This window comes from Simplicispira lacusdiani (genome assembly GCF_003604195.1).
GTDB classification, from domain to species: domain Bacteria; phylum Pseudomonadota; class Gammaproteobacteria; order Burkholderiales; family Burkholderiaceae_C; genus Simplicispira; species Simplicispira lacusdiani.
This window is the reverse complement of the sequence record NZ_QXGR01000001.1, coordinates 292,151-315,034: the sequence shown is the minus strand read 5'-3', so window position 1 is coordinate 315,034 and position 22,884 is coordinate 292,151. Positions and strand designations below refer to the sequence as shown.

Below are 22,884 nucleotides of genomic sequence, written 5' to 3'. Positions count from 1 at the left end.
GCGGCGTCGGATAGCATCGGAGCATGTCTTCCCTCGCCCTGACCCTGCTGTACCTGCTGGCCGCGGTGCTGGGGGTGGTGGCCTGCCGCAGCCTCAAGCTGCCGCCGATGCTGGGCTATCTGGCCGCCGGCGTGCTGATCGGCCCGCATGCCCTGGCCCTGGCGCAGAACTCGGAGAGCGTGCGCCACCTGGGTGAATTCGGCGTGGTGTTCCTGATGTTTGCCATCGGGCTGGAATTCAGCCTGCCCAAGCTGCGCGCCATGCGGCGCCAGGTGTTCGGCCTGGGCCTCATGCAGGTGGTGCTGACCATGGGCGTGGCCTTTGGCGGCACGCTGGTGCTGGCGCGGCTGCTGGGCGGCGTGTGGGACGTGGGCTGGCAGACGGCGCTGGCCCTGGCCGGCACGCTGGCCATGAGCAGCACGGCCATCGTGGTCAAGCTCATGGCCGAGCGCGCCGAGATCGAGAGCGACCACGGCCGGCAGATCATGGGCATCCTGCTGTTCCAGGATCTGGCCGTGGTGCCGCTGCTGGTGCTGATCCCGGCCCTGGGCTCCTCGCCGGACGACCTGCTCATGGCGCTGGGGCTGGCGCTGGTCAAGGCCACGGTGCTGGTGGGCCTGCTGCTGACGGGCGGGCAGAAGCTGATGCGCTGGTGGCTCACGCTGGTGGCGCGGCGCAAGAGCGACGAGCTGTTCATGCTGAACCTGCTGCTCATCACGCTGGGCTTGGCCTGGCTGACCGAGCTGGCGGGCCTGAGCCTGGCCCTGGGCGCCTTCATCGCCGGGGTGCTGGTGTCGGAAACCGAATACCGGCACCAGGTGGGCACCGACATCCGACCGTTCCACGACGTGCTGCTGGGCCTGTTCTTCATCACCATCGGCATGATGCTGGACTGGCATATCCTGCTGGAGCAGTGGGCCCTGGTGCTGGGCCTGCTGCTGGTGCCGATGCTGCTCAAGCTGGGCATCATCCTGGTGCTCTCGCGCGGCATGGGCGCCACGACGGGCGTGGCGCTGCGCGCCGGCCTGTACCTGGCGCAGGCGGGGGAATTCGGTTTCGTGCTGCTCTCGCTGACGCAGCAGAACGGCCTGGTGCGCCCGGCGCTGATGAACCCCATCCTCGCGGCCATGGTGCTGTCGATGCTGGCCACGCCCTTCCTCATCATGTACAGCAACCGCATCGTGATGAAGCTGGTTGCCAGCGACTGGCTGCAGCAGTCGCTGCAGATGACGACCATCGCGCGCAAGAGCATCGGCACGAGCAGCCACGTCATCATCTGCGGCTTCGGCCGCTGCGGCCAGAATCTGGCGCGCATGCTGGAGCACGAAGGTATCGCCTACATGGCGCTGGACCTGGACCCCGACCGCGTGCGCCAGGCCGCCGCCGCCGGCCACTCCGTGGTGTATGGCGACGCCTCGCGCCTGCAGGCCCTGGTGGCCGCCGGCCTGGTACGGGCCAGCGCCGTCGCGGTGACCTACCTGGACATCCAGTCCTCGCTCAAGGTGCTGGCCAACGCCCGCGCCCACGCCCCGCAAGTGCCGGTGGTGGTGCGCACCCAGGACGACCTGCACCTGGACAAGCTGCGCAGCGCTGGCGCCACCGAGGTGGTGCCCGAGGCCATCGAGGGCTCGCTGATGCTGGCCAGCCATGCACTGGCCCTGGTGGGCGTGCCCATGCGCCGCGTGCTGCGGCTGGTGCAGGACCAGCGCGACGCGCGCTACAACCTGCTGCGCGGCTACTTCCACGGCGCGGACGACGACACCGCGAACGAGCGCGATCAGGAGCGCATGTCCACCATCACCCTGCCCCCCGGCGCCCAGACGCTGGGCCAGCCGCTGGGCGCGCTGGCGCTGCATGCCCTGGGCGTGAAGGTGATGAACCTGCGCCATGGCAACGGCCGCATGACGCCGCCCGACGACGGCACGGTGCTTGCCGAGGGCGATACCCTGGTGCTGTCGGGCCAGCCCGCCGCCCTGGCGCTGGCCGAGGACCGGCTGCTGCGCGGCTGACCCCACCCCGCCAAGGGATCTGCAAAATTCGATAAAAACGGGCTGTATCGCTTGCCTATCAAGCGTCAGTAGCTATGTTTTCAGGAGCAATTCAAGTTGCTCCACCGGGCCGGGCCGGCCAAACAGATAGCCCTGGAAACGCTTGCAGCCGTTGCGCAACAGGAACTTGCGCTGCCCCTGGCTTTCCACGCCCTCGGCCACCACCTCCAGCCCCAGGCTGTGCGCCAGGGCGATCACGGTGCAGGCGATGGCCGCATCGTTCGGGTCGGTGAGCACGTCGCGCACGAAGCCCTGGTCGATCTTGAGCTGGTCGAGCGGCAGGCGCTTGAGGTAGCTCAGGCTGGAGTAACCGGTGCCGAAGTCGTCGAGCGAGAAGCCCACGCCCTGGCTGCGCAGGGCCTGCATCTTGGCGATGCCGTCCTCCACATCGTGCAGCAGCAGGCTTTCGGTCAGCTCCAGCGTGAGGTAGCTGGGATCGGCGCCGGTCTGCCGCAGCATGTCCAGCACCTGCTGCACGTATTCGGGATGGCGGAATTCACGCGTGCTCACGTTCACCGCCAAGGTCCACTGCCGGGTGACGGGGTGTGCCGCCCAGCGCACCATCTGCTCGCAGGCGGCCTGCAGCACCTGGCGCCCGATCTGCAGGATCAGCCCGGTATGCTCGGCCAGCGCGATGAACTCCCCCGGGTGCACCAGGCCGCGCTGAGGGTGCATCCAGCGCACCAGGGCCTCGGCGCCCAGCACCTGGCCGCTGGCATCCACCACGGGCTGGTAGTGCAGCAGGAATTCACCCCGCTGCAAGCCCTGGCGGATATCCGCCTCCAGGGCGGAGCGCGCCGCGGCCGAGGCCTGCATCCCCGGATCGAAGAAGCAGATGGTGTTGCGCCCCTGCGCCTTGGCCTGGTACATGGCCATGTCCGCGCGCTGCAGCAGCTCCTGCGCCTCCAACTGGGCGTTGCGGAACATGGCGATGCCGATGCTGGGCGTGCTGTGCACTTCGCCGCCCTGCATTTCGTAGGGCTGGTTGAGCGCCACCAGGATCTTCTGCGCCACCACCTCGGCCTCCATGGCGGCCTCGGCTTCCTTCGCATGCAGGCCCTGCAGGGTCACGACGAACTCATCCCCGCCCAGCCGGGCCACGGTGTCCGTGGTGCGCACGCAGGCCGTCAGGCGCCGGCCAGCCTGCACCAGCACCCGGTCGCCCCATTCGTGGCCCAGGGTGTCGTTGATGTTCTTGAAGTCATCCAGGTCGAGAAAGAGCAGGGCGCCATGGGATGCCGTGCGCTCGCAGGCGGCGGCGGCGCGGTCCAGGCGCTCCAGCAGCAGGCGGCGGTTGGGCAGGGCGGTGAGTTCGTCATAGAACGCCAGGCGCTGGATCTCGGCCTCGGCCCGCTTGCGTTCGGTGATGTTGCGGGCCACGCCACGGTAGCCGGCGAAGCCCCCCTGCGCATCGAAGATCGGCTCCCCGCTGATCGACACCCAGACCGGCGATCCATCGGATGCCAGGCGCTGCATCTCGAAATCGTGGAACACCTCATGCGCCGCCAACTGGGCCCGGTGGGTTCGCCACTGGGCCTCGCTGACGAGCGCGTCGGGCAGCTCCCAGCGGGTCAACCCTATGTGCCGCTCGTTCGGCAGCCCCAGGGGATTTCCGACATTGCCCTCGAAGCGCACGAAGCGGAAGTCGGCATCCTGCTCCCAATACCAGTCCGACGACAGCTGCGTCAGGCTGCGCCAGCGCACCTCGCTCTGGCGCAGCGCCTCCTGGGTGGCCAGGTAATCGGTCACGTCGGTATAGGTGCGCACGAATCCACCGCCTTCGAGCACCCGGGTGCGAACCTCCAGGTAGCGGTCCGAGGCGGTGCGCCGCAGATACACCTCCGGAATCCCGTCCGGGCCGGCCTGCGGAGGCCCGTCCGCTGGCAGATAGGCGCGTGCCACCGCATCCACGGCCGTGAACTCCTCGCGAAAATCACCCCGCTCGGCCTGGAAGCGCACGACATCCTCCTGCAGCGGCTGCCGCTCCAGCAACCCCTGGGGCAGACCGAGCAGATCCAGGTAGCGCTGGTTGTGGATGCGTACCCGCCCCTCCTTGTCCACGAAAGAGATGCCCTGGGACACGCTGGCCAGGGTCAATTCGAGCAGATGGGTCTTTTCTTCTAGCTGGGCGCTGGTCTGCGCCAGCCGGAGTTCGACATCCCGCCGGGCGATTTCCGCGCGCCGTGCCAGTTCCAACTGGCCCACGCTGTTGAGCAGGGGTTGCAGGAAGTGGACATCGGCGCTGGAATAGCCGCCCGGCCGATTGGCCACCCCCACCATGGCGACCAATTCGCCCGCGGCATGGATGGGCAGCCCCATGAAGGCCGTCAGAGGCGGGTGCCCATGCGGCAGGCCGCCCGCGCGGGGGTCGTCGGCAGGCTGGTTGCTGATCAGCGGCTCGCCACTGGTCAGCGCGGCACCAATGAGCGTGCGCGGGTTGTCAAAGACCATGCCTTGGCCGGACACCTGCGCATACCGGGCGCGCGAGTCGTCATCCCAACTGATGTCCGTGATGGCATGCACACGCAGGCTGGGGGCCCCTTCCGGTGAAATCTCGACCTGGCCGACCACGCCGAAGGCGCTCCCGGTCAGGCCCAGCATTTCCCGGAGCAGGGCTTCGAAGGCTGCGCGCGGAGGCGCGCTCGCGATGAACAGGGCCTGGGCGTCGGAGATGGCCTGCAGCAGCCGGTGCTGGCGCGCCAGCATGGCTTCGGCATTCTGGCGCGCTCGCTCGCCCGTGCTGCGCTCCAGCACTGCCTCAAGCTGGGCCGGGAGATTGAGCAGGTAGTGGTGCAGCGGGTCCTGCACCACGAAATCGATGAAGCCGTGGCGCATGGCCAGCGCCGCATGGGCCTCCTCGCCCTCGGGCACCATGATCAGGGTCGGCTGCCCCTGCAGGAAGCCAAACACATCGTAGGCCGAACCATCGCCAAGCCGCCGGGCCACCAGCACGATGTCGATGCTCTCGCTGGCCAGCAGATCCCGGGCCTGTTCCACGGTGGCCGCCCGCAGCAGGCGCCAGTCAAGCCATGGATCGACGAGCGCCCGGGTCACGGCCTGGGCGTGGTCGTCGCGGCCTTCGATCAGCAGAACAGAAACGGGCATGTCCAGCCTTCATGCTCAGTGCGCAGCCCCGCTGCAAAAGCCCATCATGGCTTGTGGATATTGCCACGATTATGCGTGCGCTTCCATGGTCTGGGCGGCACTTTTCTGACGCCACGGCTGATTACACTTGCCGTGCCGGATACGCCCGCTTCCACCGACCAGGACCCCCATGCAGCCCCTCAGCGTCAACGAATACCTCCGCCAGCACATCCGCACGGTCCCCGACTGGCCCGCGCCGGGTGTGCAGTTCCGCGACATCACGCCGCTGCTGCAGGACCCCAAGGTGTTCCGCGTGCTGATCGACGCCTTCGTGCACCGCTACATGGACAAGGACCTGCGCCCCGACGTGGTGGCCGGTCTCGACGCGCGCGGCTTCATCCTCGGGGCCGTGGTGGCCTACGAGCTGAACGTGGGTTTCGTGCCGATCCGCAAGAAGGGCAAGCTGCCGTTCACCACGGTGGAGGAGACCTATGAGCTGGAGTACGGCAGCGCCACCGTGGAGCTGCACACCGATGCCGTGAAGGCCGGGGACCGCGTGCTGCTCATCGACGATCTGATCGCCACGGGCGGCACCATGATGGCGGGCAAGAAGCTGCTGGAAAAGCTCGGCGCCCAGGTGATGGAAGGCGCCGCCATCGTCGATCTGCCGGAGTTGGGCGGCTCCAGCCGCCTGCGCGCGGGCGGCCTGCCGCTGTTCACGCTGGTCGATTTCGAGGGCCACTGACGGAGCCCTCCCAGGGCACCGTCGCGTCCGGGGGACGGACTCAGAGATCCCCGTACTGCGTGCCGCTCAGATCCTGGGCGCGCGAATCCTCGGGCAGTTCGGTCTCGGCGAAATCATTCTGCAGCAGCACGGACCGCATCGGACCCGAGCGCACGGCCACGCCCGGCGCTGGGGCGGGCGCCGGCCGGGACGACGAGGCCAGCGCCTGCTTGAACGCGGCGACTTCATCGGCCTCGATGGGATCGAAGTGCGGCGACGCCGGGCGCGCGGGCGCGGCCACGGGGGGAACCGGGGCGACAGGCGCGGCGACGGGCGCGCTGCGCGCAGGCGCCACCGGCGCTGCGGCCGGGGGCCTAGCGGCGGCCACGGGGGGCGCTGGACGTGGCGCCATCGCTGGCGGCCTGTGTTCCTGCCCCTTCTGGGGAATTCCCACGGCCACATGGTCGTTCAAACGCCAGTACACCGCGTTGACGGCGATGTCGTAGCGCGTCTTGGCGGTCTGGGCGATCAGGGCCTCGATCTCGCTCAGGCGGGCGGTATCGCCACCGTATTCCCGCGCCAGGTCGATCATCACGAGGAACTGGCGGCCATGCTGGTCGAGGGACAGCACCTTGAACTTGTAACCGGCCGACAGGACGGCCGCGCGGACCATGGCATCGCGCACCACGGAATACAGCAGTTCGCGCCGCTCCATGCGCTCGTTGCGGCGGTTGGCCGCATGCTCCGCGGGCACGGCGGGGGGCAGCACCGGCCGGCCATCACGCCCCGGCATCAAGGGCACGGTGGCATCCGCATTCAAAAGCCCCGACGGTTCAACCGAGCGGGATTTGGCAGGCGTGGATTTGCGCGTGAACCAGCTGAACAATGACATGGTCTTCTTTCTACGGTGGACGCCCTGGCGGCTCCGTAACGAGTGTAACGGCCCCCTTGCCGGCGGCAGCGCCCACACGCACGCAACGGACCATGCAGGCCCCACAGTGTCAGGTGGACGCAACGCGGCGGCGACGGTTGCCCAGGCGCTTGGACAGGACGGCCCCGGCGGCCATGGCCATGCTCAGCGCGATGGCGGGCTGGCGGTTGCCCAGTTCCGTGAAGCGCAGTGCCGTCAGCGCCCAGAGCTTGCTTGGCGCCGCGGCCTGGACGGTGGCGCTGCGCGGGCGCAGCGAAAAGAAGGAGCCTTCGCCGACCACGGAGCCGGCATTGACGATGGCCATGCGCAGCCGGCCCTTTTCGTCCTCGTAGTGCACGCTCAGGCTGCCGCTTTCCAGCAGGTACAGCGTGCGATCGGAAACCCCCTGCTTGAACAGCAACTGGCCCGCCGCCAGCGTGCAGGGTTGCAGGTAAGCGGACAGGGTTTCCCACTGCTCGGGCTTGAGCGGGTTGGTCATGCTGTCCTCCGCGCTGGCCTGGGCGATGGCATTGATCAGGCCTTGCAGGTCCAGCCGGGGCGTATTGGGTGTCACAGCGTTCATAGGACGACGAAACTATCCTCAATGCCCTTGAGGCACAAGCATTGTTTACCCCTTCTTACACCTGCGTCAAGGCTGTTGCAGGGCTATTTGCCTATGCAGAAACTGGAGAAGATGACCCCGAGCAAGTCATCGGAGGAGAACTCGCCCGTGATCTCGCTCAAGGCGTTCTGCGCCAAGCGCAGTTCCTCGGCCAGCAGATCGAGCGCCGGGCCCGCCGCGTCGAGCTGCGCGGCCGCCATGTCCAGGTGGCTGGCCACGGCCCGCAGGGCCTGCACATGGCGCTGGCGCGCGATGTATACCCCCTCGGGCGCGCCCTGCCAGCCGGCCACTTCGAGCAGCCGCTGGCGCAGCGGCTCCAGGCCCTCGCCCGTACGCGCCGACAGCCGCACGCCGTCCTGCGGGGCGACAACCGCGCCGGCGGGCGCGCAGTCGCTCTTGTTCCAGAGATCGATCACCGGCACCGACGGCGGCAGGCGCTCGGCCATGGCGCGGGCGATGGCCGCGTCGGCCGCCTGGTAGTCCGCGCCATGGCAGCGCGTGAGATCGTGCAGGAAGAGCACGGCGTCGGCCGCGGCGATCTCGTCCCAGGCGCGGGCGATGCCGATGCGCTCGACCTCGTCGTGGCTCTCGCGCAGTCCGGCGGTATCGATCACGTGCAAGGGCACGCCTTCGATCTGGATGGTCTGCTGCACCTTGTCGCGCGTGGTGCCGGCGATGGGCGTGACGATGGCCAGCTCCGCGCCGGCCAGGGCGTTGAGCAGCGAGCTCTTGCCGGCGTTGGGCTGGCCCGCGATCACCACCTTGATGCCCTCGCGCAGCAGCGCGCCCTGGCGCGCGCGTTGCATCACCTGTGCCAGCGTTTGCTGCAAATTCGATAGCTGCCCGCGCGCGTCCGCCTTGCGTAGAAAGTCGATTTCTTCTTCAGGAAAATCCAGCGTCGCCTCGACCAGCATGCGCAGGTGGATGAGCGCGTCGCGCAGGGCATGGATCTCGGCGGAGAACGCGCCCGACAGCGAGCGGCCGGCGCTGCGCGCGGCGGCGGCGGTGGAGGCGTCGATCAGGTCGGCGATGGCCTCGGCCTGGGCCAGGTCGATCTTGTCGTTGAGGAAGGCGCGCTCGGTGAACTCGCCCGGCCGGGCCACGCGCAGGCCGGGCAGGATGGCTGCACCGGCACCAGGGAGGGCCTGGGCTCCGGCTTCCAGGCAGCGTGCCAGCAACAACTGCAACACCACCGGGCCGCCATGGGCCTGCAACTCCAGCACGTCCTCGCCGGTGTAGGAGTGCGGCGCCGGGAAGAACAGCGCCAGCCCCTGGTCGATGGCCTGGCCGGCGGCGTCGCGGAAGGGCAGGTAGGTGGCCTCGCGCGGGCGCAGGTCACGCCCGCACAGGGCCTGGACCAGCGCCCCCAGCCCCCTGCCAGAGACGCGCACGATGCCCACGGCCCCGCGTCCGGGGGCGGTGGCGATGGCGGCGATGGGGTCCTGGTGGCGCGGCAGCATGGTGGAGGGACTTTACAGGGTTCGGAAAAAACGAAGGCCGCTCGCGCGGCCTTCATGAGGGGACCGTTCAGGCGGTCACTTGAACTTCGGCAGGTTGAACTGCGGCGGCACGCCCATGCGGGTGTTGATGATCCACTGCTGGGCGATCGACAGGATGTTGTTCGTCAGCCAGTACAGCACCAGGCCGGCCGGGAAGAAGAAGAACATCACGCTGAACATCAGCGGCATGATCCACATCATCTTGGCCTGCATCGGATCGGGCGGCGCGGGGTTCAGGGCCGTCTGCAGCAGGGTGCTGAGCGTCATGAGCACCGGCAGGATGAAGAACGGGTCGGGCGCGGAGAGGTCATGCACCCAGCCGATCCAGGGGGCGTTGCGCATTTCCACGCTGGACAGCAGCACCCAGTACAGCGCGATGAACACCGGAATCTGGATCATGATGGGGAAGCACCCGCCCATGGGGTTGACCTTCTCCTCGCGGTAGATGCGCATCATCTCCTGCTGCATCTGCTGCGGCTTGTCCTTGAGGCGCTCGCGCATCTCCATGATCTTGGGGTTGATGGCCTTCATCTTGGCCATGCTGGCGTAGGCCTTGGCGTTGAGCCAGTAGAACGCGATCTTGAGCAGCAGCACCAGGGCCACGATGGCCCAGCCCCAGTTGCCCAGCAGCTTGTGCAGCTGGTCGAGCAGCCAGTACAGCGGCTTGGACAGGATGGTCAGCCAGCCGTAGTCCTTGACCAATTCCAGGCCCGGGGCGAGCTTTTCCAGGTTCGTCTCGACCTGCGGGCCGGCGAACAGGCGTGCGTCCAGCGCCTTGCTGGCGCCCGGGGCAATGGTGTCGAGCGCGGTGATCATGCCCACCGAGTACAGGTTGGCGTCGACCTTGCGCATGAAGATTTCGCGCTTGGCACCCTCGGGCAGCAGCCAGGCCGAAGCGAAATAGTGCTGCACCATGGCCACGTAGCCGCTGTCGCTCTCCTTCTGGAAATCGGCCTTGTTGTCCTCGATGTCCTTGAATTCGACCTTCTGGTACTTCTTGTCCTGGGTGAACACGGCCGGGCCGGTGAAGGTGGAATAGAAGGACGATTCGCCAGCGGGCTTGTTGCCGTCGCGCACCAGCTGCAGGTAGAGCTTGGGGGACACGGGCGCCGTGCCGGTATTCACCACCTCGTGCTTGACCGCGAGGTCGTAGGCGCCGCGCTTGGCGGTCCAGGTCTTGACCAGCTTGACGCCGCCGAGGTCGGGCGACTCGAAGCGCACGGTCAGCTCGTTCTCACCGTCCTTGAGCGCGCGCGCGCCGGGCACCACCGACATCACGGTCTTGTGCGTGGGGAAGTCGCCACCGATCAGGCCCGTCTGCGCCAGGTAGACACGCTGGGCGCTTTCATCGAACAGCAGGAAGTTGCGGGATTTGTCGGCCAGATCGGAATGCTGGAGCAGCTCGGCCTGCGTGAGCGATCCGCCTTCGCTGTCGAAGACCAGGCGCAGCACGTCGGTGGCGACCTCCACGCGCTCGCGCTTGGCAGGGGCCGCGGAGGCCGCCGGAGCCTGCTGGCCGGGCACGCCCGCCTGCCCGCCCGCGGCCACCGGCACCGAGGCGCCCGGCACGGCGGCTGGCGCGGCGGCGCTACCTGCCGCCGCCGGGGCGGGGGCTGATGCGGGCGCGGGGAAGAAGGTGGCCTGGCGGCCGTTGTGCATCTGCCACTTGTCCCACAGCAGGACCAGGGAAAAGCCAAAAATCACCCACAGGATGGTGCGGCGGATGTCGTTCATGGAGACTTCTTTGGTGAGGATGAGGAAGGTGCAGGAGAGAGCAACCGCGAGAACAGCCGCGTGGCGCGCGGTGCCTCCTGCGGCACCGGATCATGGCCACCATCGCACCAGGGGTGGCAGCGCGCCAGCCGGCCCAGCGTCAGCCAGGTGCCCGCGGCGGCGCCATGCTGCTGCAGCGCCTGCAGTGAATACTGCGAGCAGGTCGGCTCGAAACGGCAGGCCGAACCCAGCCACGGACTGAGCAGCAGACGGTAGCCCTTGACCAGCGCGATCAGCAGGCTCTGCATCATGCGCAAGCCCGGGAAGAAAGGAGCGGGCGCGCGGCCGCGCGCTCGAAGAGCTGCAGCAACTCGGCGCGCACGGCCTGCTTGAGCGGATCGGAACTGGCGCTGACGTACTGCTTGCGGTCGAACGTGGCGCGCAGCCGCACCACATGCGCGGCCTGCGGCAGCTTCGGCTCCAAGGCCGAGGCCACGGCGTAGATCTGTCGCTTGATGGCATTGCGCGTCACCGCGCGGCGGGCCCAGCGCTTGGGCACCATGGCGCCCAGCCAAGCATCGGGCACGGCGAACAGGGCCTGCGGCGCCTCGGGGCGCGAGGCACCGGGCCCCGACCCGATGGGTGCGGCGCCACCGGCATCCAGTGCCAGGCGGTGCAGCGCGAAATGGGCCGTGCGGGCCACGGTTTCTCCGGCCATGGTGGCCTGGAATTGCGGACGCGTTTTCAGCCGCTGCATGAAGGCGCCCTCGTCGGGACCTGCAGGCGCGCGCCGGGGTGCGAGTCCAAGCCCGTGCGGGCCTTAGACGGCCAGGCGCTTGCGGCCCTTGGCGCGGCGGGCGTTGATGACGGCGCGGCCACCGCGGGTCTTCATGCGCACCAGGAAACCGTGGGTGCGGGCGCGGCGCGTCTTGGAGGGCTGGTAAGTGCGTTTCATGGGAATTCCTCGAGGGTTCGGTAGGGAAGCGCACCTCTCAAAGAAGGCGCGGCAGGATCAAATTACCCTGAACACATTCAGGGAAACCCGCAATTGTCGCAGACTTGCGCGCCAGAAGCAATGCCACCCATCGGAAGAGCCCCCACGACCCATCCGGGCAACCCGGTCGGAGGGCCTCTCCAGGTTGTGGATAACTCCTTGACAAGCTACAATCCCAGGCCTTGAACCGTTCCTCCTATCCACAACAAGAATCCCCAATGCAAGAGGAAACCGCGAACGGCATCCCCCCTTCCCATGGCAGCGAAGCCGGCCAGGCGCTCTGGCAGGCATGCACCGAGCAGCTTGCCCAAGACCTGCCCGCCCAGCAATTCAGCACCTGGATCAAGCCGCTCGCGGCCCAGGTGGCCAGCGACTTCTCCAAGGTCACGCTCTACGTCCCGAACCGCTTCACGCTCGACTGGATACGCGCCCAGTACGCCGGCCGCATCGCCGCGCTGCTGGAGGCGCTTTATGGCCAGCCCATCCCGCTGGAGTTAGCGCTCGCTCAGCGCACAACCACCACCCGTACTTATGTGCAGCCCATGGCGCAGGCGGCAGCGAACAACCCCGAACCCGTCGCCGCCCCGGCCGCCGACGACGGCGCGCGCGACCCGCTGCGCAACCGGCTGAACCCGGCGCTGACCTTCGACACCCTGGTGGAGGGCACGGCCAACCGCATGGCGCGCGCCGCCGCCATGCATGTGGCGGGCACGCCCGGCCATCTTTACAACCCGCTGTTCATCTACGGCGGCGTGGGCCTGGGCAAGACCCACCTGGTGCACGCCGTGGGCAACAAGCTGCTGCAGGACCGGCCCGACGCCAAAGTTCTCTACATCCACGCCGAGCAATTTGTTTCGGATGTGGTTAAGGCCTACCAGCGCAAGACCTTCGATGAATTCAAGCAGCGTTACCACTCGCTCGACCTGCTGCTGATCGACGACGTGCAGTTCTTCGCCAACAAGGACCGCACGCAGGAGGAATTCTTCAACGCCTTCGAGGCGCTGCTGGCCAAGAAGAGCCACATCGTGATGACCTCGGACACCTATCCCAAGGGTCTGACGGACATCCACGAGCGCCTGGTCTCGCGCTTCGATTCGGGCCTGACGGTGGCAATCGAACCGCCCGAGCTGGAAATGCGCGTGGCCATCCTGATCAACAAGGCGCGCGCTGAAAGCGCCGAGATGCCCGAGGAAGTGGCTTTCTTCGTCGCCAAGAACGTGCGCTCGAACGTGCGCGAACTCGAAGGCGCGCTGCGCAAGATCCTGGCGTATTCGCGCTTCAACCAGAAGGAAATCTCCATCCAGCTGGCCCGCGAGGCGCTGCGCGACCTGCTGTCCATCCAGAACCGGCAGATCTCGGTGGAAAACATCCAGAAGACGGTGGCCGACTACTACAAGATCAAGGTCGCCGACATGTACAGCAAGAAGCGCCCGGCCAGCATCGCCCGGCCGCGCCAGATCGCCATGTACCTGGCCAAGGAACTCACGCAGAAGAGCCTGCCAGAGATCGGCGAGCTGTTCGGCGGACGCGACCACACCACGGTGCTGCACGCCGTGCGCAAGATCGCGGGCGAGCGCCAGCAGCTCACCGAACTGAACCAGCAGCTGCACGTGCTGGAGCAGACGCTCAAGGGCTGACGCCGTGCCGAAGCGGTCCCCAGGAGAAATGCCACGGCAACGGGGCAAAATGGCAGGCTGTGCAGCAGGGAGGGGGCAGGAGGCATGCCGCTGTTCCGCGCACCGTAACCAAAATCACAAGAGGTTGACATGATCGTCCTGAAGGCAACACAAGACAAGGTTCTCGCGGTTCTGCAGTCGGTCGCCGGCATCGTCGAGCGCCGGCACACCCTGCCCATCCTGGCCAACGTGCTGATCCGCAAGACGGGCAACGCGCTGCAGCTCACCACCAGCGACCTCGAAGTGCAGATCCGCACCACGGCCGAACTGGGCGGCGACACGGGCGACTTCACCACCACCGTGAACGCCCGCAAGATCATCGACGTGCTGCGCACCATGCCGTCCGACATGACGGTGAGCCTGGAGACCAGCCAGGACAAGCTCGTGCTCAAGGGCGGCAAAAGCCGCTTCACGCTGCAGACCCTGGCCGCCGAGGACTTCCCGCTGGTACAGGAGGCCGCCAGCTTCGGCCCCGCCTTCAGCGTGCCGCAGAAGACGCTCAAGCACCTGCTGGGCCAGGTGGCCTTCGCCATGGCCGTGCAGGACATCCGCTACTACCTCAACGGCATCCTGTTCGTGGCCGAGGGCAAGACGCTCTCGCTCGTGGCCACCGACGGCCACCGCCTGGCCTTCGCCAGCGCCGAGTTGGACGTCGAAGTGCCCAAGCAGGAAGTCATCCTGCCGCGCAAGACCGTGCTGGAGCTGCAGCGCCTGCTGAGCGACGCCGACGGCGCGCTCGAAATGCGCTTCGCCAGCAACCAGGCCAAGTTCAGCTTCGGCGCGCTGGAATTCGTCACCAAGCTGGTCGAGGGCAAGTTCCCCGACTACAACCGCGTCATCCCCAAGAACCACCACAACAGCGTGACCCTGGGCCGCGCCCCGCTGCTGGCCAGCTTGCAGCGCACGGCCATCATGACGAGCGACAAGTTCAAGGGCGTGCGCCTGAACATCGAACCGGGCACCTTGCGCGTGGCCAGCAACAACGCCGAGCAGGAAGAGGCGGTGGACGAGCTCGACATCGACTACGGCGGCGACGCCATCGAGATCGGCTTCAACGTCACCTACCTGATCGACGCGCTCGCCAGCATGGGGCAGGACATGGTGAAGATCGCGCTGTCCGACGGCAACAGCTCCGCCCTGCTGACGCTGCCCGAGAGCGACCACTTCAAATACGTCGTGATGCCCATGCGCATCTGATGCATTTTGCTACTATTTTTATAGCTTGAAGCGCTCATATTCATTGCGCCAGAGCCCTATTTTGTTTCAAGACCCCGGAAGCGCCCGCGCTTCCCCGACAGCCAAGGCCGACCATGACCGCTGACCACCAACCGCCCACGCCCGAAGACAACGGCAGCGGCGCCGCCGCGCCCAAGATCGATGCCCACCAGGCCGGCGCCAGCGAAGGCTACGGCGAAGGCGCCATCCAGATCCTCGAAGGCCTGGAGGCCGTGCGCAAGCGCCCCGGCATGTACATTGGCGACACCTCCGACGGCACCGGCCTGCACCACCTGGTGTTCGAGGTGGTGGACAACTCCATTGACGAGGCCCTGGCCGGCCACTGCGACGACATCGTCGTCACCATCCACTCCGACAACTCGATTTCCGTCACCGACAACGGGCGCGGCATTCCCACCGGCCTGAAGATGGACGACAAGCACGAGCCCAAGCGCTCGGCCGCCGAGATCGCCCTGACCGAACTGCATGCCGGCGGCAAGTTCAACCAGAACAGCTACAAGGTGTCCGGCGGCCTGCACGGCGTGGGCGTCTCCTGCGTGAACGCGCTCAGCAAGATGCTGCGCCTGACGGTGCGCCGCGAAGGCAAGGTGCATGTGCTGGAATTCAGCCGGGGCTTCGTGCAGAACCGCATCATCGAGACGGTCGACGGCTTCGAAGTCTCGCCCATGAAGGTGACCGGCGAAACGGAAAAACGCGGCACCGAGGTGCACTTCCTGCCCGACACCGAGATCTTCAAGGAAAACAACGAGTTCCACTACGAAATCCTGGCCAAGCGCCTGCGCGAACTCTCCTTCCTGAACAACGGCGTGCGCATCCGCCTGCTCGACGAGCGCACCGGCAAGGAAGACGACTTCTCCGGCGCCGGCGGCGTGCGCGGCTTCGTGGACTTCATCAACGCCAACAAGAAGGTGCTGCACCCCACAGCCTTCCACGCCACAGGCAGCCGCCCGGCCGACACCTACGGCGGCATTCCCGGCACCGAGATCGGCGTGGAAGTGGCCATGCAGTGGAACGACGGCTACAGCGAACAGGTGCTGTGCTTCACCAACAACATCCCGCAGCGCGACGGCGGCACCCACCTCACCGGCCTGCGCGCCGCCATGACGCGCGTGATCGGCAAATACATCGAGCAGAACGACCTGGCCAAGAAGGCCAAGGTCGAGGTCAGCGGCGACGACATGCGCGAAGGCCTGTGCTGCGTGCTGTCGGTCAAGGTGCCCGAACCCAAGTTCAGCAGCCAGACCAAGGACAAGCTCGTCTCCAGCGAAGTGCGCGCCCCGGTGGAGGACATCGTGGCCAAGGCGCTGACCGAGTACCTGGAAGAACGCCCGGGCGACGCCAAGATCCTCTGCGGCAAGATCGTCGAGGCCGCGCGCGCCCGCGAGGCCGCGCGCAAGGCCCGCGAAATGACGCGCCGCAAGGGCGTGCTCGACGGCTTCGGCCTGCCCGGCAAGCTGGCCGACTGCCAGGAGAAGAACCCCGAGCTGTGCGAGATCTACATCGTCGAGGGTGACTCCGCCGGCGGCTCCGCCAAACAGGGCCGCGACCGCAAGTTCCAGGCCATCCTGCCGCTGCGCGGCAAGATCCTGAACGTGGAAAAGGCCCGCTACGAGAAGCTGCTGACCAGCAACGAAATCGTCACCCTCATCACCGCCCTGGGCACCGGCATCGGCAAGGCCAGCGCGGAGAGCGGCAAGAGCGGCAGCGACGACTTCGACGTCGCCAAGCTGCGCTACCACCGCATCATCATCATGACCGACGCCGACGTGGACGGCGCGCACATCCGCACCCTGCTGCTGACCTTCTTCTACCGCCAGATGCCCGATCTGGTGGAACGCGGCCACATCTACATCGCGCAGCCGCCGCTCTACAAGGTCAAGAGCGGCAAGGAAGAGCTGTACCTCAAGGACGGCCCCGCGCTCGACGCCTACCTGCTGCGCATCGCGCTCAAGGATGCCAGCGTCGCCACCGGCGGCGCCAACCCGCAGGTGCTCAGCGGCGACACCCTGGCCGAGCTGGCGCGCAAGCACCAGGTGGCCGAGAACGTGATCGAGCGCCTCTCCGCCTTCATGGACCGCGAGGCCCTGCGCGCCATCGCCGACGGCGTGTCCATCCAGCTCGACACCGTGGAAGAAGCCGAAGCCAGCGCCGTGGCCATGCAGGCCAAGCTGGCCGAACTGTCCGCCACCGGCGTGCCGCCCGAGGTGGCCGGCGAATTCGACGCGCGCAGCGACAAGCCCATCCTGCGCATCAGCCGCCGCCACCACGGCAACATCAAGAGCAGCATCATCACGCAGGACTTCGTGCACGGCGCCGACTACGCCGCCCTGGCCGAGGCCGCCGACACCTTCCGTGGCCTGCTGGGCGAGGGCGCCAAGGCCCTGCGCGGCGAGGGCGAGCGCCAGAAGGAAGAAAAAGTCGCCGACTTCCGCCAGGCCATGGCCTGGCTCATCAGCGAAGCCGAACGCACCACCAGCCGCCAGCGCTACAAGGGCCTGGGCGAAATGAACCCCGAACAGCTCTGGGAAACCACCATGGACCCCCAGGTGCGCCGCCTGCTGCGCGTGCAGATCGACGACGCCATCGAGGCCGATCGCGTGTTCACCATGCTGATGGGCGACGAGGTGGAGCCGCGCCGGGACTTCATTGAAACCAACGCTTTGCGAGCTGGGAATATCGACGTGTAAGCAAACGCTGATCGTCTCTCGCAAAAGGGCCGGCGATGCCGGCCCTTTTTTCATCCTTCCAACCCCATGCGCTCTCCCATCTCCATCGTCGACGTCGACCGCCTGGACACCTGGACCCGCTACCGCGCCGGCCTGTGCGACAGCTGCGCGGCCAACTGCTGCACCATGCCGCTGGAGGTGCAGCTGTCCGACCTCGTGCGGCTGGGGCTGGTGGACCCGTTCGAGGCCGAGCATGAGGAGCTGCGGTTTATTGCCAAGCGGCTGCAGAAGGCGCGGCTGATCGACCATTTCAGCCACAAGAACGCGCTGTTCACGCTGGCGCGGCGGGCCAGCGGGGACTGTCAGTTTCTCGATCCGAAAACGCGGCGCTGCACGGTGTACGAGCAGCGGCCCGAGACCTGCCGTCTGCACCCGCAGAAGAAGAGCCCCAAGCCCGGTTACTGCGCCTACGGGGCCCGGGCGCAAGGCCGGGGCTGACGCGCTACAGCGTCTCGCGCTGCTCGAACGCCGGGCCGTCGCCGTCCTGCCACGTGGCGTCCGACACCGCCACACCGTCCACGCGGGCCAATTCCGGGCCGCGCCGCGCCCAGTCGATCAGCGCCTGCACGGCCGGCGCGGCGCCGTGCGCCAGGGCTTCCACGCTGCCGTCGCCGCGGTTGCGCACCCAGCCAGCCAGACCCAGGCGCTGCGCCTCGCGCGCCATGTTCCAGCGGTAGCCCACGCCCTGCACGCGGCCGGTGATGCGCAGGTGGCGGGTGAGGGGCGCGCTGAGGGGAGAAGGGGGCATGGTCATGCGGACCATCATAGGTCCGCGCCAATGGCTACAGTCGGGGCATGACCGACCCGACCCCTGCGGACCCTTCCCTCCAGGCCCTGGCCCACTCGCTGCAGCAGTTCGCCGACGCGCGCGACTGGGGCCCGTTCCATTCGCCCAAGAACCTGGCCTCGGCGCTGGTCGTCGAGGCGGGCGAGCTGCTGGAGCATTTTCAGTGGCTCACCGAGGACCAGAGCCGCCAGCTCGCGCCCGAGAAGCAGCAGGCCGTGGCCCACGAAATGGCCGACGTGCTGCTGTACCTGGTGCAGCTCTCCACCGTGCTGGGCATTGATCTGATGGACGCGGCGCGCGCCAAGATGGCCCTGAACGCGCAGAAGTACCCCGTCGAGCAGGCGCGCGGCCACAGCCGCAAGTACGACGAACTTTGAGGCCGGGCGAGTGCTCATGTACACTGGCCGCCTCATGTCGTACCTCCCGTTCACCACCGCATCCGCTGTTGCCCTGATGGGCGGCATGATGCCGCGCGCCTGCGCGCGGGCGATGGGGGCACGAATGATTACCACCATTACCACCGCGGCCACCTGAGCACGCGCAGGTGGCCGTCCCGGCGGCCACCTGGTGTCTTCTCTCTTCTTCCCCGAACGAAACGAAACCCAGCCCTGGCAGCCGGGTTTGCTTTTGTTTGTTCGGAGAAGTCCATGTACCGCGATCCTGATCCCCGTTTCGAATCCCTTGGCGGCCACCCCGTGGCCCTGCGCCCGCTGCGCGTGGGCATGATCGGCATTGGCACCGTGGGCGCGGGCACCTTCCGCGTGCTCGCGCGCAACCAGGCCGAGATCGCGGCGCGCGCCGGGCGCGGCATCGAGGTGGTGGCCGTGGCCGTGCGCAACCTGGCGCGCGCCGCCGGCATCGTGGGCGAGAGCGTGGCGCTGACGGACGACCCGATGCAGGTCGCCACCCACCCCGCAGTGGACGTGCTGGTCGAGGTGGCCGGCGGCACCGGCCCGGCGCGCGACTGGGTGCTGGCCGCCATCGCGGCCGGCAAGCATGTGGTCACGGCCAACAAGGCGCTGCTGGCCGAGCACGGCGAGGCGATCTTCGGTGCCGCGCGCCAGCACGGCGTGGCCGTGGCCTACGAGGGCGCGGTGGCGGTGAGCATCCCCATCGTCAAAGCGCTGCGCGAAGGGCTCACGGCCAACCGCATCGGCTGGGTGGCGGGCATCGTCAACGGCACCACCAACTTCATCCTGAGCAAGATGCGCGACGAGGGGCTGGACTTTGCCGAGGCGCTGGCACAAGCCCAGGCACTGGGCTACGCCGAGGCCGACCCTGCGTTCGACATTGAAGGCATAGACGCCGCGCACAAGCTCGCCCTGCTGGCGGCCAACGCCTTCGGCATGCGCGTGGATTTCGCCGACGTGCAGATCGAGGGCATCACCGCGCTGCAGCGGCTGGACGTGGCCTGCGCCGAGCAGCTGGGCTACCGCATCAAGCTGCTGGCCGTGGCGCGCCGCCGCGAGGACGGCGTGGAGCTGCGCGTGCAGCCCGCGCTGCTGCCCGCCACGCACCTGCTGGCGCAGGTGAACGGCTCGCTCAACGGCATCCTGGTGCACGGCGATGCCTCGGGCATGACGCTGTACTGCGGCGCGGGCGCGGGCTCGGAACAGACGGCCTCGGCCGTGATCGCCGACCTCGTGGACATGGCCCGGCTGGAGGGCACGCACGCCGCGCAGCGCGTGCCGCACCAGGGCTTCCACGCCCATGCGCTGCAGGCCCTGCCGGTGCTGCCGCGCGCCGCCGTGCGCACGCGCCACTACCTGCGCGTGCCGGTGCACGGCGCCCCGGGCATCACGGCCGTGGGCGCGCTGCTGGCGCGCCAGGGCGTGCCGGTGGAACGCCTGGAATGGATGGCCGGCGGCACCGAGGACGCCCGCCAGGTGCTGGTGCTGACCGACGAGGCGCCCCAGGGTACGGTGGACCTGGCCCTGCACGCGCTGCAGGCCCTGCCCGAAGTGGCCGGCCCCTGCGTGCAGTGGCGCGTGGAACCGCTGGCGGGCTGAGAGGCTGGAGCGTTCAGCCCTGCGCCAGCGCTTCGCGGACCAGCCAGTCGCGCACCGAGCAGCCCATGCGCTGGCGAAACAGGCGCGACAGCGCCGAGGGGTTGGCATAGCCCAGCTCGGGCGCGAGCTGCTTGACCGGCCGGCCCGCGCGCAGGGCCGCCTGCGCCAGCGCCAGGCGCCAGTCGGCCAGGTAGTCGGCGGGCGTCTGGCCCACCGCCGCGCGGAAGGCGGCCGCGAAGGCGCTGCGCGACATGCCGGCCTGCGCCGCCATGCGTTCCAGCGTCCAGTCCTGCCCCGGCTGCTCATGCAGGGCGACGAGCGCGCGCGCCAGCAGCGGGTGGCCCAGCCCGGTGATCAGGCCCGGCGGCAGGCCGCATTCCGTGGCGTGGTCGAGCAACCAGCGCAGCAACTGGATCAGCAGCACCTCGAACAGCCGATCGGCCAGCAGGCGGTGACCGCAGCGCAGCGGCTCGGTCTCGGCGAACAGCAGCGCCAGCGTGTGCTCCAGCCCCGGCGCCTCGCGCAGCGGCAGCGCCACCAGCGGGGGCAGGGCACGGGCCAGCGGGTGGCGCGCGCCGCCCTCGAAGGCCAGCGTGGCGCAAACGAAATCCGAGCCCTCGGCAGGCGGGTTGTGGAAGGTGTGTGCCAGCGGGCGCGGGTAGAACAGCAGCGTGGGCTCGTCCACCTTCAGACGGCGTGCCGCGCCGCTGCGCGCGGGGTGCTCCACCGTCATCGCGCCCCGGCGCAGCACATGGACGAAGCCACGCCCCTGCGCCGCGTCGAAATGCGTCACGCCGCACAGCGGCCCGGCGTGCAGCCAATGGGCCCGCACGCGGAAGCGTTCGAGCAGGGCGGAGAGCCGGTCCAGCGAGGGCTCCGGGGCCGTTACGGGGGTGGCGTCAGGCTGCATTTGGACGAATAGGTATGAATGCTGGACACAACAAACCCTATGGTATCCATTCCGGCCGCACCATGGCGGTGTTCTTTCAACCCCCTGCACCAGGAGCATTGCCATGACCACCCCGGTTTTCTTCCCCCGTCTTTCCACCCTGGCGCTCGCCGCCGCGCTGCTGGCCGGCGCCGCCGTGCCCGCCCTGGCCCACGGCCCCAAGCCCCACGGCGAGGGCGGCATTGCCAGCGTGCCCAGCAAGGCCGTGAAGGCGCCGTTCGACATCGTGCACACGCGCATCACCACCGAGGGGCGCACGGCCGTGTTCCACATCGGCGTGGCGGGCAAGGCGGGCGCGCTCAAGCCCACGCGCACCGGCAAGCTCGCGGGCAGCCGGGTGTTCTCCTACGTCTGGCCGACCACGCTGGACCCGGCCGTGGTGGGCTTCGAGCCCGGCGGCGGCACGCTGGCCTTCGCGGTCACGGCCCACCCGGACTTTGACGACACACCGCTGTTCGACGAGAACGGCGATGGCAACCCCGGCAACGACGGCAACCTCTGGCATTCGCACTGGGTGGTGCTGCAGCCCGACGAGGCCTGCGGCCCCGGCGCGCTCAAGGTGGCCGACATTCCCGAGGGCCAGCAGCCGCGCCTGCCCAAGACCTGGCCGGGGCTGCCGCTGCTCATCGACAGCCCGGGCTGGAGCCCACGCCTGAAGGGCGACACGCTGGAGGTGCGCGTGCCCTTCGACGACATCGCCCCCGTGCAGGCTGCGCGTTTCGACGGCGTGGCCGCCGCGCTGCACGTGAACGCCAGCGTGCACAGCCCGCTGCTGTGCGTGGCCGATGTGTTCAAGGTGGCCTCGGGCCAGCTCTCGTTGCCGGGCCAGGTGGAGACAGGCGCACCCCAGCGCTGAGCCCGCCAGGTCAGCCCGCCCGCGTGGCAAACAGCTTGCCACGCGCGGCCGCCGTGATGGCCGCCACGGCCGGGTGCGTGATGCGGCGCTCGACCGAGATGGCGTAGAACTCCTCCAGCAGATCGTCCGGCGTTCCCAGCCACTGCACCTGGTACTGCTGCGCGATCTCGTCCGCCAGCACGGCGGGCGCGGCGAACACGCCCTGGCCCTCGCGTCCAAAGGCCTTGAGCAGGGCACTGTCGTCGAACTCGGCCGCCACCACCGGCGCCAGCCCGTGCTGGCTCAGCCACGCGTCGATGCGAGGCCGCAGCGCGGTGGGCGTGCTGGGCAGCAACATGGGCATGCTGGCCAGGCAGGCGGGAAAAGCCTTGCGGGCGCGTTGCGCCGTCAGCCCTGCCGCCTTGAGCAGCCGGGGCGCGGCAAAGAACGCCACGCCGGAGCGCCCCAGCAAGTGGGTGTAGACGCGCACGCTCAGGCTGACGGGCGCAGGCACATCGGAGACGATCAGGTCCAGCCGGTGCACCGCCAGTTCGGCCAGCAAGCCGGTGAGCCCGCCCTCGTGGCAGGCCAGGCGGGGCGGCTCGGGCAGCGCCATGGCCGGCTCCAGCACATGGAAGGCGACGGCCTTGGGCACCGAGTCGGCGATGCCCACGCGCAGCACCGTGGTGCGCCGCGCGTCGCGCCCGCTGGCCAGCGCCTCCTGCAGCGAGGCGCCCAGGGCAAAGATGTCGTCGGCATAGCGCATCACGAGACGGCCCGCTTCGGTGGGCTCGACCCCCCGACCCACCTTGCGCAACAGGGGCTGGCCCACGCGCTCTTCCAGCAGCTTGATCTGGCCGCTGAGGGTTTGCGGCGTGAGGTGCAGTTGCTCGCTCGCGCGCACGATGCCACCGGCGCGCAGCACGGTCCAGAAGTAGTGCAGGTGCTTGTAGTTCATGGCGGCTCCCGTTTGCATTCTTCGGTTTTTCCGAATCTTCTCAAAGATTTTCTGATTTTTTCCGCAGCGTTCACTGCCTACAGTGCCCCTATCGCAACGACCTGAAGGAGTGAC

The 22,884-nt window shown here is 68.3% G+C and carries 20 protein-coding genes; 9 read left to right on the top strand and 11 right to left on the bottom strand.

Going from position 1 to position 22,884, the window contains the following annotated elements; all coding sequences use genetic code 11:
- Positions 1-23: 23 nt before the first annotated feature.
- Positions 24-2,009 (top strand): monovalent cation:proton antiporter family protein, encoded by a 1,986-nt coding sequence (locus tag D8S75_RS01420; protein WP_119964142.1) that lies wholly within the window; start codon positions 24-26, stop codon positions 2,007-2,009.
- A gap of 72 nt (positions 2,010-2,081) precedes the next feature.
- Here the strand turns inward: D8S75_RS01420 and D8S75_RS01415 are convergent, their stop codons facing one another.
- Positions 2,082-5,153 carry an EAL domain-containing protein gene (locus tag D8S75_RS01415; RefSeq protein ID WP_119964141.1) on the bottom strand — a complete coding sequence of 1,024 codons (3,072 nt, stop codon included), beginning with the start codon at positions 5,151-5,153 and terminating at the stop codon, positions 2,082-2,084.
- A 169-nt stretch (positions 5,154-5,322) separates the two neighbouring features.
- Here D8S75_RS01415 and D8S75_RS01410 point away from each other — a divergent pair, with 169 nt between their 5' ends.
- Positions 5,323-5,877, top strand: coding sequence for an adenine phosphoribosyltransferase (locus D8S75_RS01410; RefSeq protein ID WP_119964140.1), 555 nt, complete (start codon positions 5,323-5,325; stop codon positions 5,875-5,877).
- Between the two features lie 40 nt (positions 5,878-5,917).
- Here the strand turns inward: D8S75_RS01410 and D8S75_RS01405 are convergent, their stop codons facing one another.
- The 7 genes from D8S75_RS01405 to rpmH form a co-directional block, all read right to left on the bottom strand.
- Positions 5,918-6,748, bottom strand: a complete 831-nt coding sequence (locus tag D8S75_RS01405) for a hypothetical protein (RefSeq protein WP_119964139.1) — start codon at positions 6,746-6,748, stop codon at positions 5,918-5,920.
- A 109-nt stretch (positions 6,749-6,857) separates the two neighbouring features.
- Positions 6,858-7,349 carry a Crp/Fnr family transcriptional regulator gene (locus D8S75_RS01400; RefSeq protein WP_119964138.1) on the bottom strand — a complete coding sequence of 164 codons (492 nt, stop codon included), beginning with the start codon at positions 7,347-7,349 and terminating at the stop codon, positions 6,858-6,860.
- An 83-nt stretch (positions 7,350-7,432) separates the two neighbouring features.
- On the bottom strand, positions 7,433-8,848 hold the full coding sequence (mnmE, locus tag D8S75_RS01395; RefSeq protein WP_119964137.1) for a tRNA uridine-5-carboxymethylaminomethyl(34) synthesis GTPase MnmE: 1,416 nt from the start codon (positions 8,846-8,848) through the stop codon (positions 7,433-7,435).
- A 75-nt stretch (positions 8,849-8,923) separates the two neighbouring features.
- A complete protein-coding gene (gene yidC / locus D8S75_RS01390) occupies positions 8,924-10,621 on the bottom strand; it encodes a membrane protein insertase YidC (RefSeq protein WP_119964136.1) in 1,698 nt (565 codons plus the stop codon).
- A complete protein-coding gene (yidD, locus tag D8S75_RS01385) occupies positions 10,618-10,911 on the bottom strand; it encodes a membrane protein insertion efficiency factor YidD (protein WP_119964135.1) in 294 nt (97 codons plus the stop codon). The genes yidC and yidD overlap by 4 nt, the downstream gene beginning before the upstream one ends.
- Complete coding sequence (locus D8S75_RS01380) at positions 10,908-11,357, bottom strand: ribonuclease P protein component (protein ID WP_119964134.1); 450 nt, start codon at positions 11,355-11,357, stop codon at positions 10,908-10,910. Before D8S75_RS01380 ends, yidD begins: the two co-directional genes overlap by 4 nt.
- Positions 11,358-11,420: 63 nt before the next feature.
- Positions 11,421-11,555, bottom strand: coding sequence for a 50S ribosomal protein L34 (rpmH, locus tag D8S75_RS01375; protein WP_005798102.1), 135 nt, complete (start codon positions 11,553-11,555; stop codon positions 11,421-11,423).
- A 257-nt stretch (positions 11,556-11,812) separates the two neighbouring features.
- Between rpmH and dnaA the strand changes: the two genes are divergently transcribed.
- From dnaA to D8S75_RS01355, 4 genes are all read left to right on the top strand, one after another.
- Entirely contained in the window at positions 11,813-13,231 is a 1,419-nt protein-coding gene (gene dnaA / locus D8S75_RS01370; protein ID WP_119964133.1) for a chromosomal replication initiator protein DnaA, read from the top strand.
- A 129-nt stretch (positions 13,232-13,360) separates the two neighbouring features.
- The gene (gene dnaN / locus D8S75_RS01365) at positions 13,361-14,467 is read left to right on the top strand and encodes a DNA polymerase III subunit beta (RefSeq protein ID WP_119964132.1); all 1,107 of its coding nucleotides are present in this window, start codon (positions 13,361-13,363) and stop codon (positions 14,465-14,467) included.
- Positions 14,468-14,580: 113 nt separating this feature from the next.
- On the top strand, positions 14,581-17,193 hold the full coding sequence (gyrB, locus tag D8S75_RS01360) for a DNA topoisomerase (ATP-hydrolyzing) subunit B (protein WP_119964131.1): 2,613 nt from the start codon (positions 14,581-14,583) through the stop codon (positions 17,191-17,193).
- Positions 17,194-17,259: 66 nt separating this feature from the next.
- Positions 17,260-17,670, top strand: coding sequence for a YkgJ family cysteine cluster protein (locus D8S75_RS01355; RefSeq protein ID WP_119964130.1), 411 nt, complete (start codon positions 17,260-17,262; stop codon positions 17,668-17,670).
- 4 nt (positions 17,671-17,674) lie between these two features.
- On the opposite strand, the gene D8S75_RS01350 is transcribed toward D8S75_RS01355, so the two are convergent.
- Entirely contained in the window at positions 17,675-17,980 is a 306-nt protein-coding gene (locus D8S75_RS01350) for an acylphosphatase (protein ID WP_119964377.1), read from the bottom strand.
- 47 nt (positions 17,981-18,027) lie between these two features.
- Between D8S75_RS01350 and D8S75_RS01345 the strand changes: the two genes are divergently transcribed.
- Positions 18,028-18,396, top strand: coding sequence for a nucleotide pyrophosphohydrolase (locus D8S75_RS01345; RefSeq protein WP_119964129.1), 369 nt, complete (start codon positions 18,028-18,030; stop codon positions 18,394-18,396).
- 270 nt (positions 18,397-18,666) lie between these two features.
- On the top strand, positions 18,667-20,028 hold the full coding sequence (locus D8S75_RS01340) for a homoserine dehydrogenase (RefSeq protein WP_119964128.1): 1,362 nt from the start codon (positions 18,667-18,669) through the stop codon (positions 20,026-20,028).
- Positions 20,029-20,041: 13 nt separating this feature from the next.
- Here the strand turns inward: D8S75_RS01340 and D8S75_RS01335 are convergent, their stop codons facing one another.
- A complete protein-coding gene (locus D8S75_RS01335) occupies positions 20,042-20,938 on the bottom strand; it encodes an AraC family transcriptional regulator (RefSeq protein WP_119964127.1) in 897 nt (298 codons plus the stop codon).
- Between the two features lie 103 nt (positions 20,939-21,041).
- Here D8S75_RS01335 and D8S75_RS01330 point away from each other — a divergent pair, with 103 nt between their 5' ends.
- Positions 21,042-21,833, top strand: a complete 792-nt coding sequence (locus D8S75_RS01330; protein ID WP_119964126.1) for a hypothetical protein — start codon at positions 21,042-21,044, stop codon at positions 21,831-21,833.
- Positions 21,834-21,843: 10 nt separating this feature from the next.
- Here the strand turns inward: D8S75_RS01330 and nhaR are convergent, their stop codons facing one another.
- Entirely contained in the window at positions 21,844-22,770 is a 927-nt protein-coding gene (gene nhaR, locus D8S75_RS01325; RefSeq protein WP_119964125.1) for a transcriptional activator NhaR, read from the bottom strand.
- Positions 22,771-22,884: the final 114 nt, after the last annotated feature.

What these genes read in the sequence shown, in the direction of transcription:
- D8S75_RS01420 (WP_119964142.1), top strand. Translation starts at nt 24, where the DNA reads ATGTCTTCCCTCGCCCTGACCCTGCTGTACCTGCTGGCCGCGGTGCTG.
- D8S75_RS01415 (WP_119964141.1), bottom strand. Translation starts at nt 5,153, where the DNA reads ATGCCCGTTTCTGTTCTGCTGATCGAAGGCCGCGACGACCACGCCCAG.
- D8S75_RS01410 (WP_119964140.1), top strand. Translation starts at nt 5,323, where the DNA reads ATGCAGCCCCTCAGCGTCAACGAATACCTCCGCCAGCACATCCGCACG.
- D8S75_RS01405 (WP_119964139.1), bottom strand. Translation starts at nt 6,748, where the DNA reads ATGTCATTGTTCAGCTGGTTCACGCGCAAATCCACGCCTGCCAAATCC.
- D8S75_RS01400 (WP_119964138.1), bottom strand. Translation starts at nt 7,349, where the DNA reads ATGAACGCTGTGACACCCAATACGCCCCGGCTGGACCTGCAAGGCCTG.
- mnmE (WP_119964137.1), bottom strand. Translation starts at nt 8,848, where the DNA reads ATGCTGCCGCGCCACCAGGACCCCATCGCCGCCATCGCCACCGCCCCC.
- yidC (WP_119964136.1), bottom strand. Translation starts at nt 10,621, where the DNA reads ATGAACGACATCCGCCGCACCATCCTGTGGGTGATTTTTGGCTTTTCC.
- yidD (WP_119964135.1), bottom strand. Translation starts at nt 10,911, where the DNA reads ATGATGCAGAGCCTGCTGATCGCGCTGGTCAAGGGCTACCGTCTGCTG.
- D8S75_RS01380 (WP_119964134.1), bottom strand. Translation starts at nt 11,357, where the DNA reads ATGCAGCGGCTGAAAACGCGTCCGCAATTCCAGGCCACCATGGCCGGA.
- rpmH (WP_005798102.1), bottom strand. Translation starts at nt 11,555, where the DNA reads ATGAAACGCACTTACCAGCCCTCCAAGACGCGCCGCGCCCGCACCCAC.
- dnaA (WP_119964133.1), top strand. Translation starts at nt 11,813, where the DNA reads ATGCAAGAGGAAACCGCGAACGGCATCCCCCCTTCCCATGGCAGCGAA.
- dnaN (WP_119964132.1), top strand. Translation starts at nt 13,361, where the DNA reads ATGATCGTCCTGAAGGCAACACAAGACAAGGTTCTCGCGGTTCTGCAG.
- gyrB (WP_119964131.1), top strand. Translation starts at nt 14,581, where the DNA reads ATGACCGCTGACCACCAACCGCCCACGCCCGAAGACAACGGCAGCGGC.
- D8S75_RS01355 (WP_119964130.1), top strand. Translation starts at nt 17,260, where the DNA reads ATGCGCTCTCCCATCTCCATCGTCGACGTCGACCGCCTGGACACCTGG.
- D8S75_RS01350 (WP_119964377.1), bottom strand. Translation starts at nt 17,980, where the DNA reads ATGCCCCCTTCTCCCCTCAGCGCGCCCCTCACCCGCCACCTGCGCATC.
- D8S75_RS01345 (WP_119964129.1), top strand. Translation starts at nt 18,028, where the DNA reads ATGACCGACCCGACCCCTGCGGACCCTTCCCTCCAGGCCCTGGCCCAC.
- D8S75_RS01340 (WP_119964128.1), top strand. Translation starts at nt 18,667, where the DNA reads ATGTACCGCGATCCTGATCCCCGTTTCGAATCCCTTGGCGGCCACCCC.
- D8S75_RS01335 (WP_119964127.1), bottom strand. Translation starts at nt 20,938, where the DNA reads ATGCAGCCTGACGCCACCCCCGTAACGGCCCCGGAGCCCTCGCTGGAC.
- D8S75_RS01330 (WP_119964126.1), top strand. Translation starts at nt 21,042, where the DNA reads ATGACCACCCCGGTTTTCTTCCCCCGTCTTTCCACCCTGGCGCTCGCC.
- nhaR (WP_119964125.1), bottom strand. Translation starts at nt 22,770, where the DNA reads ATGAACTACAAGCACCTGCACTACTTCTGGACCGTGCTGCGCGCCGGT.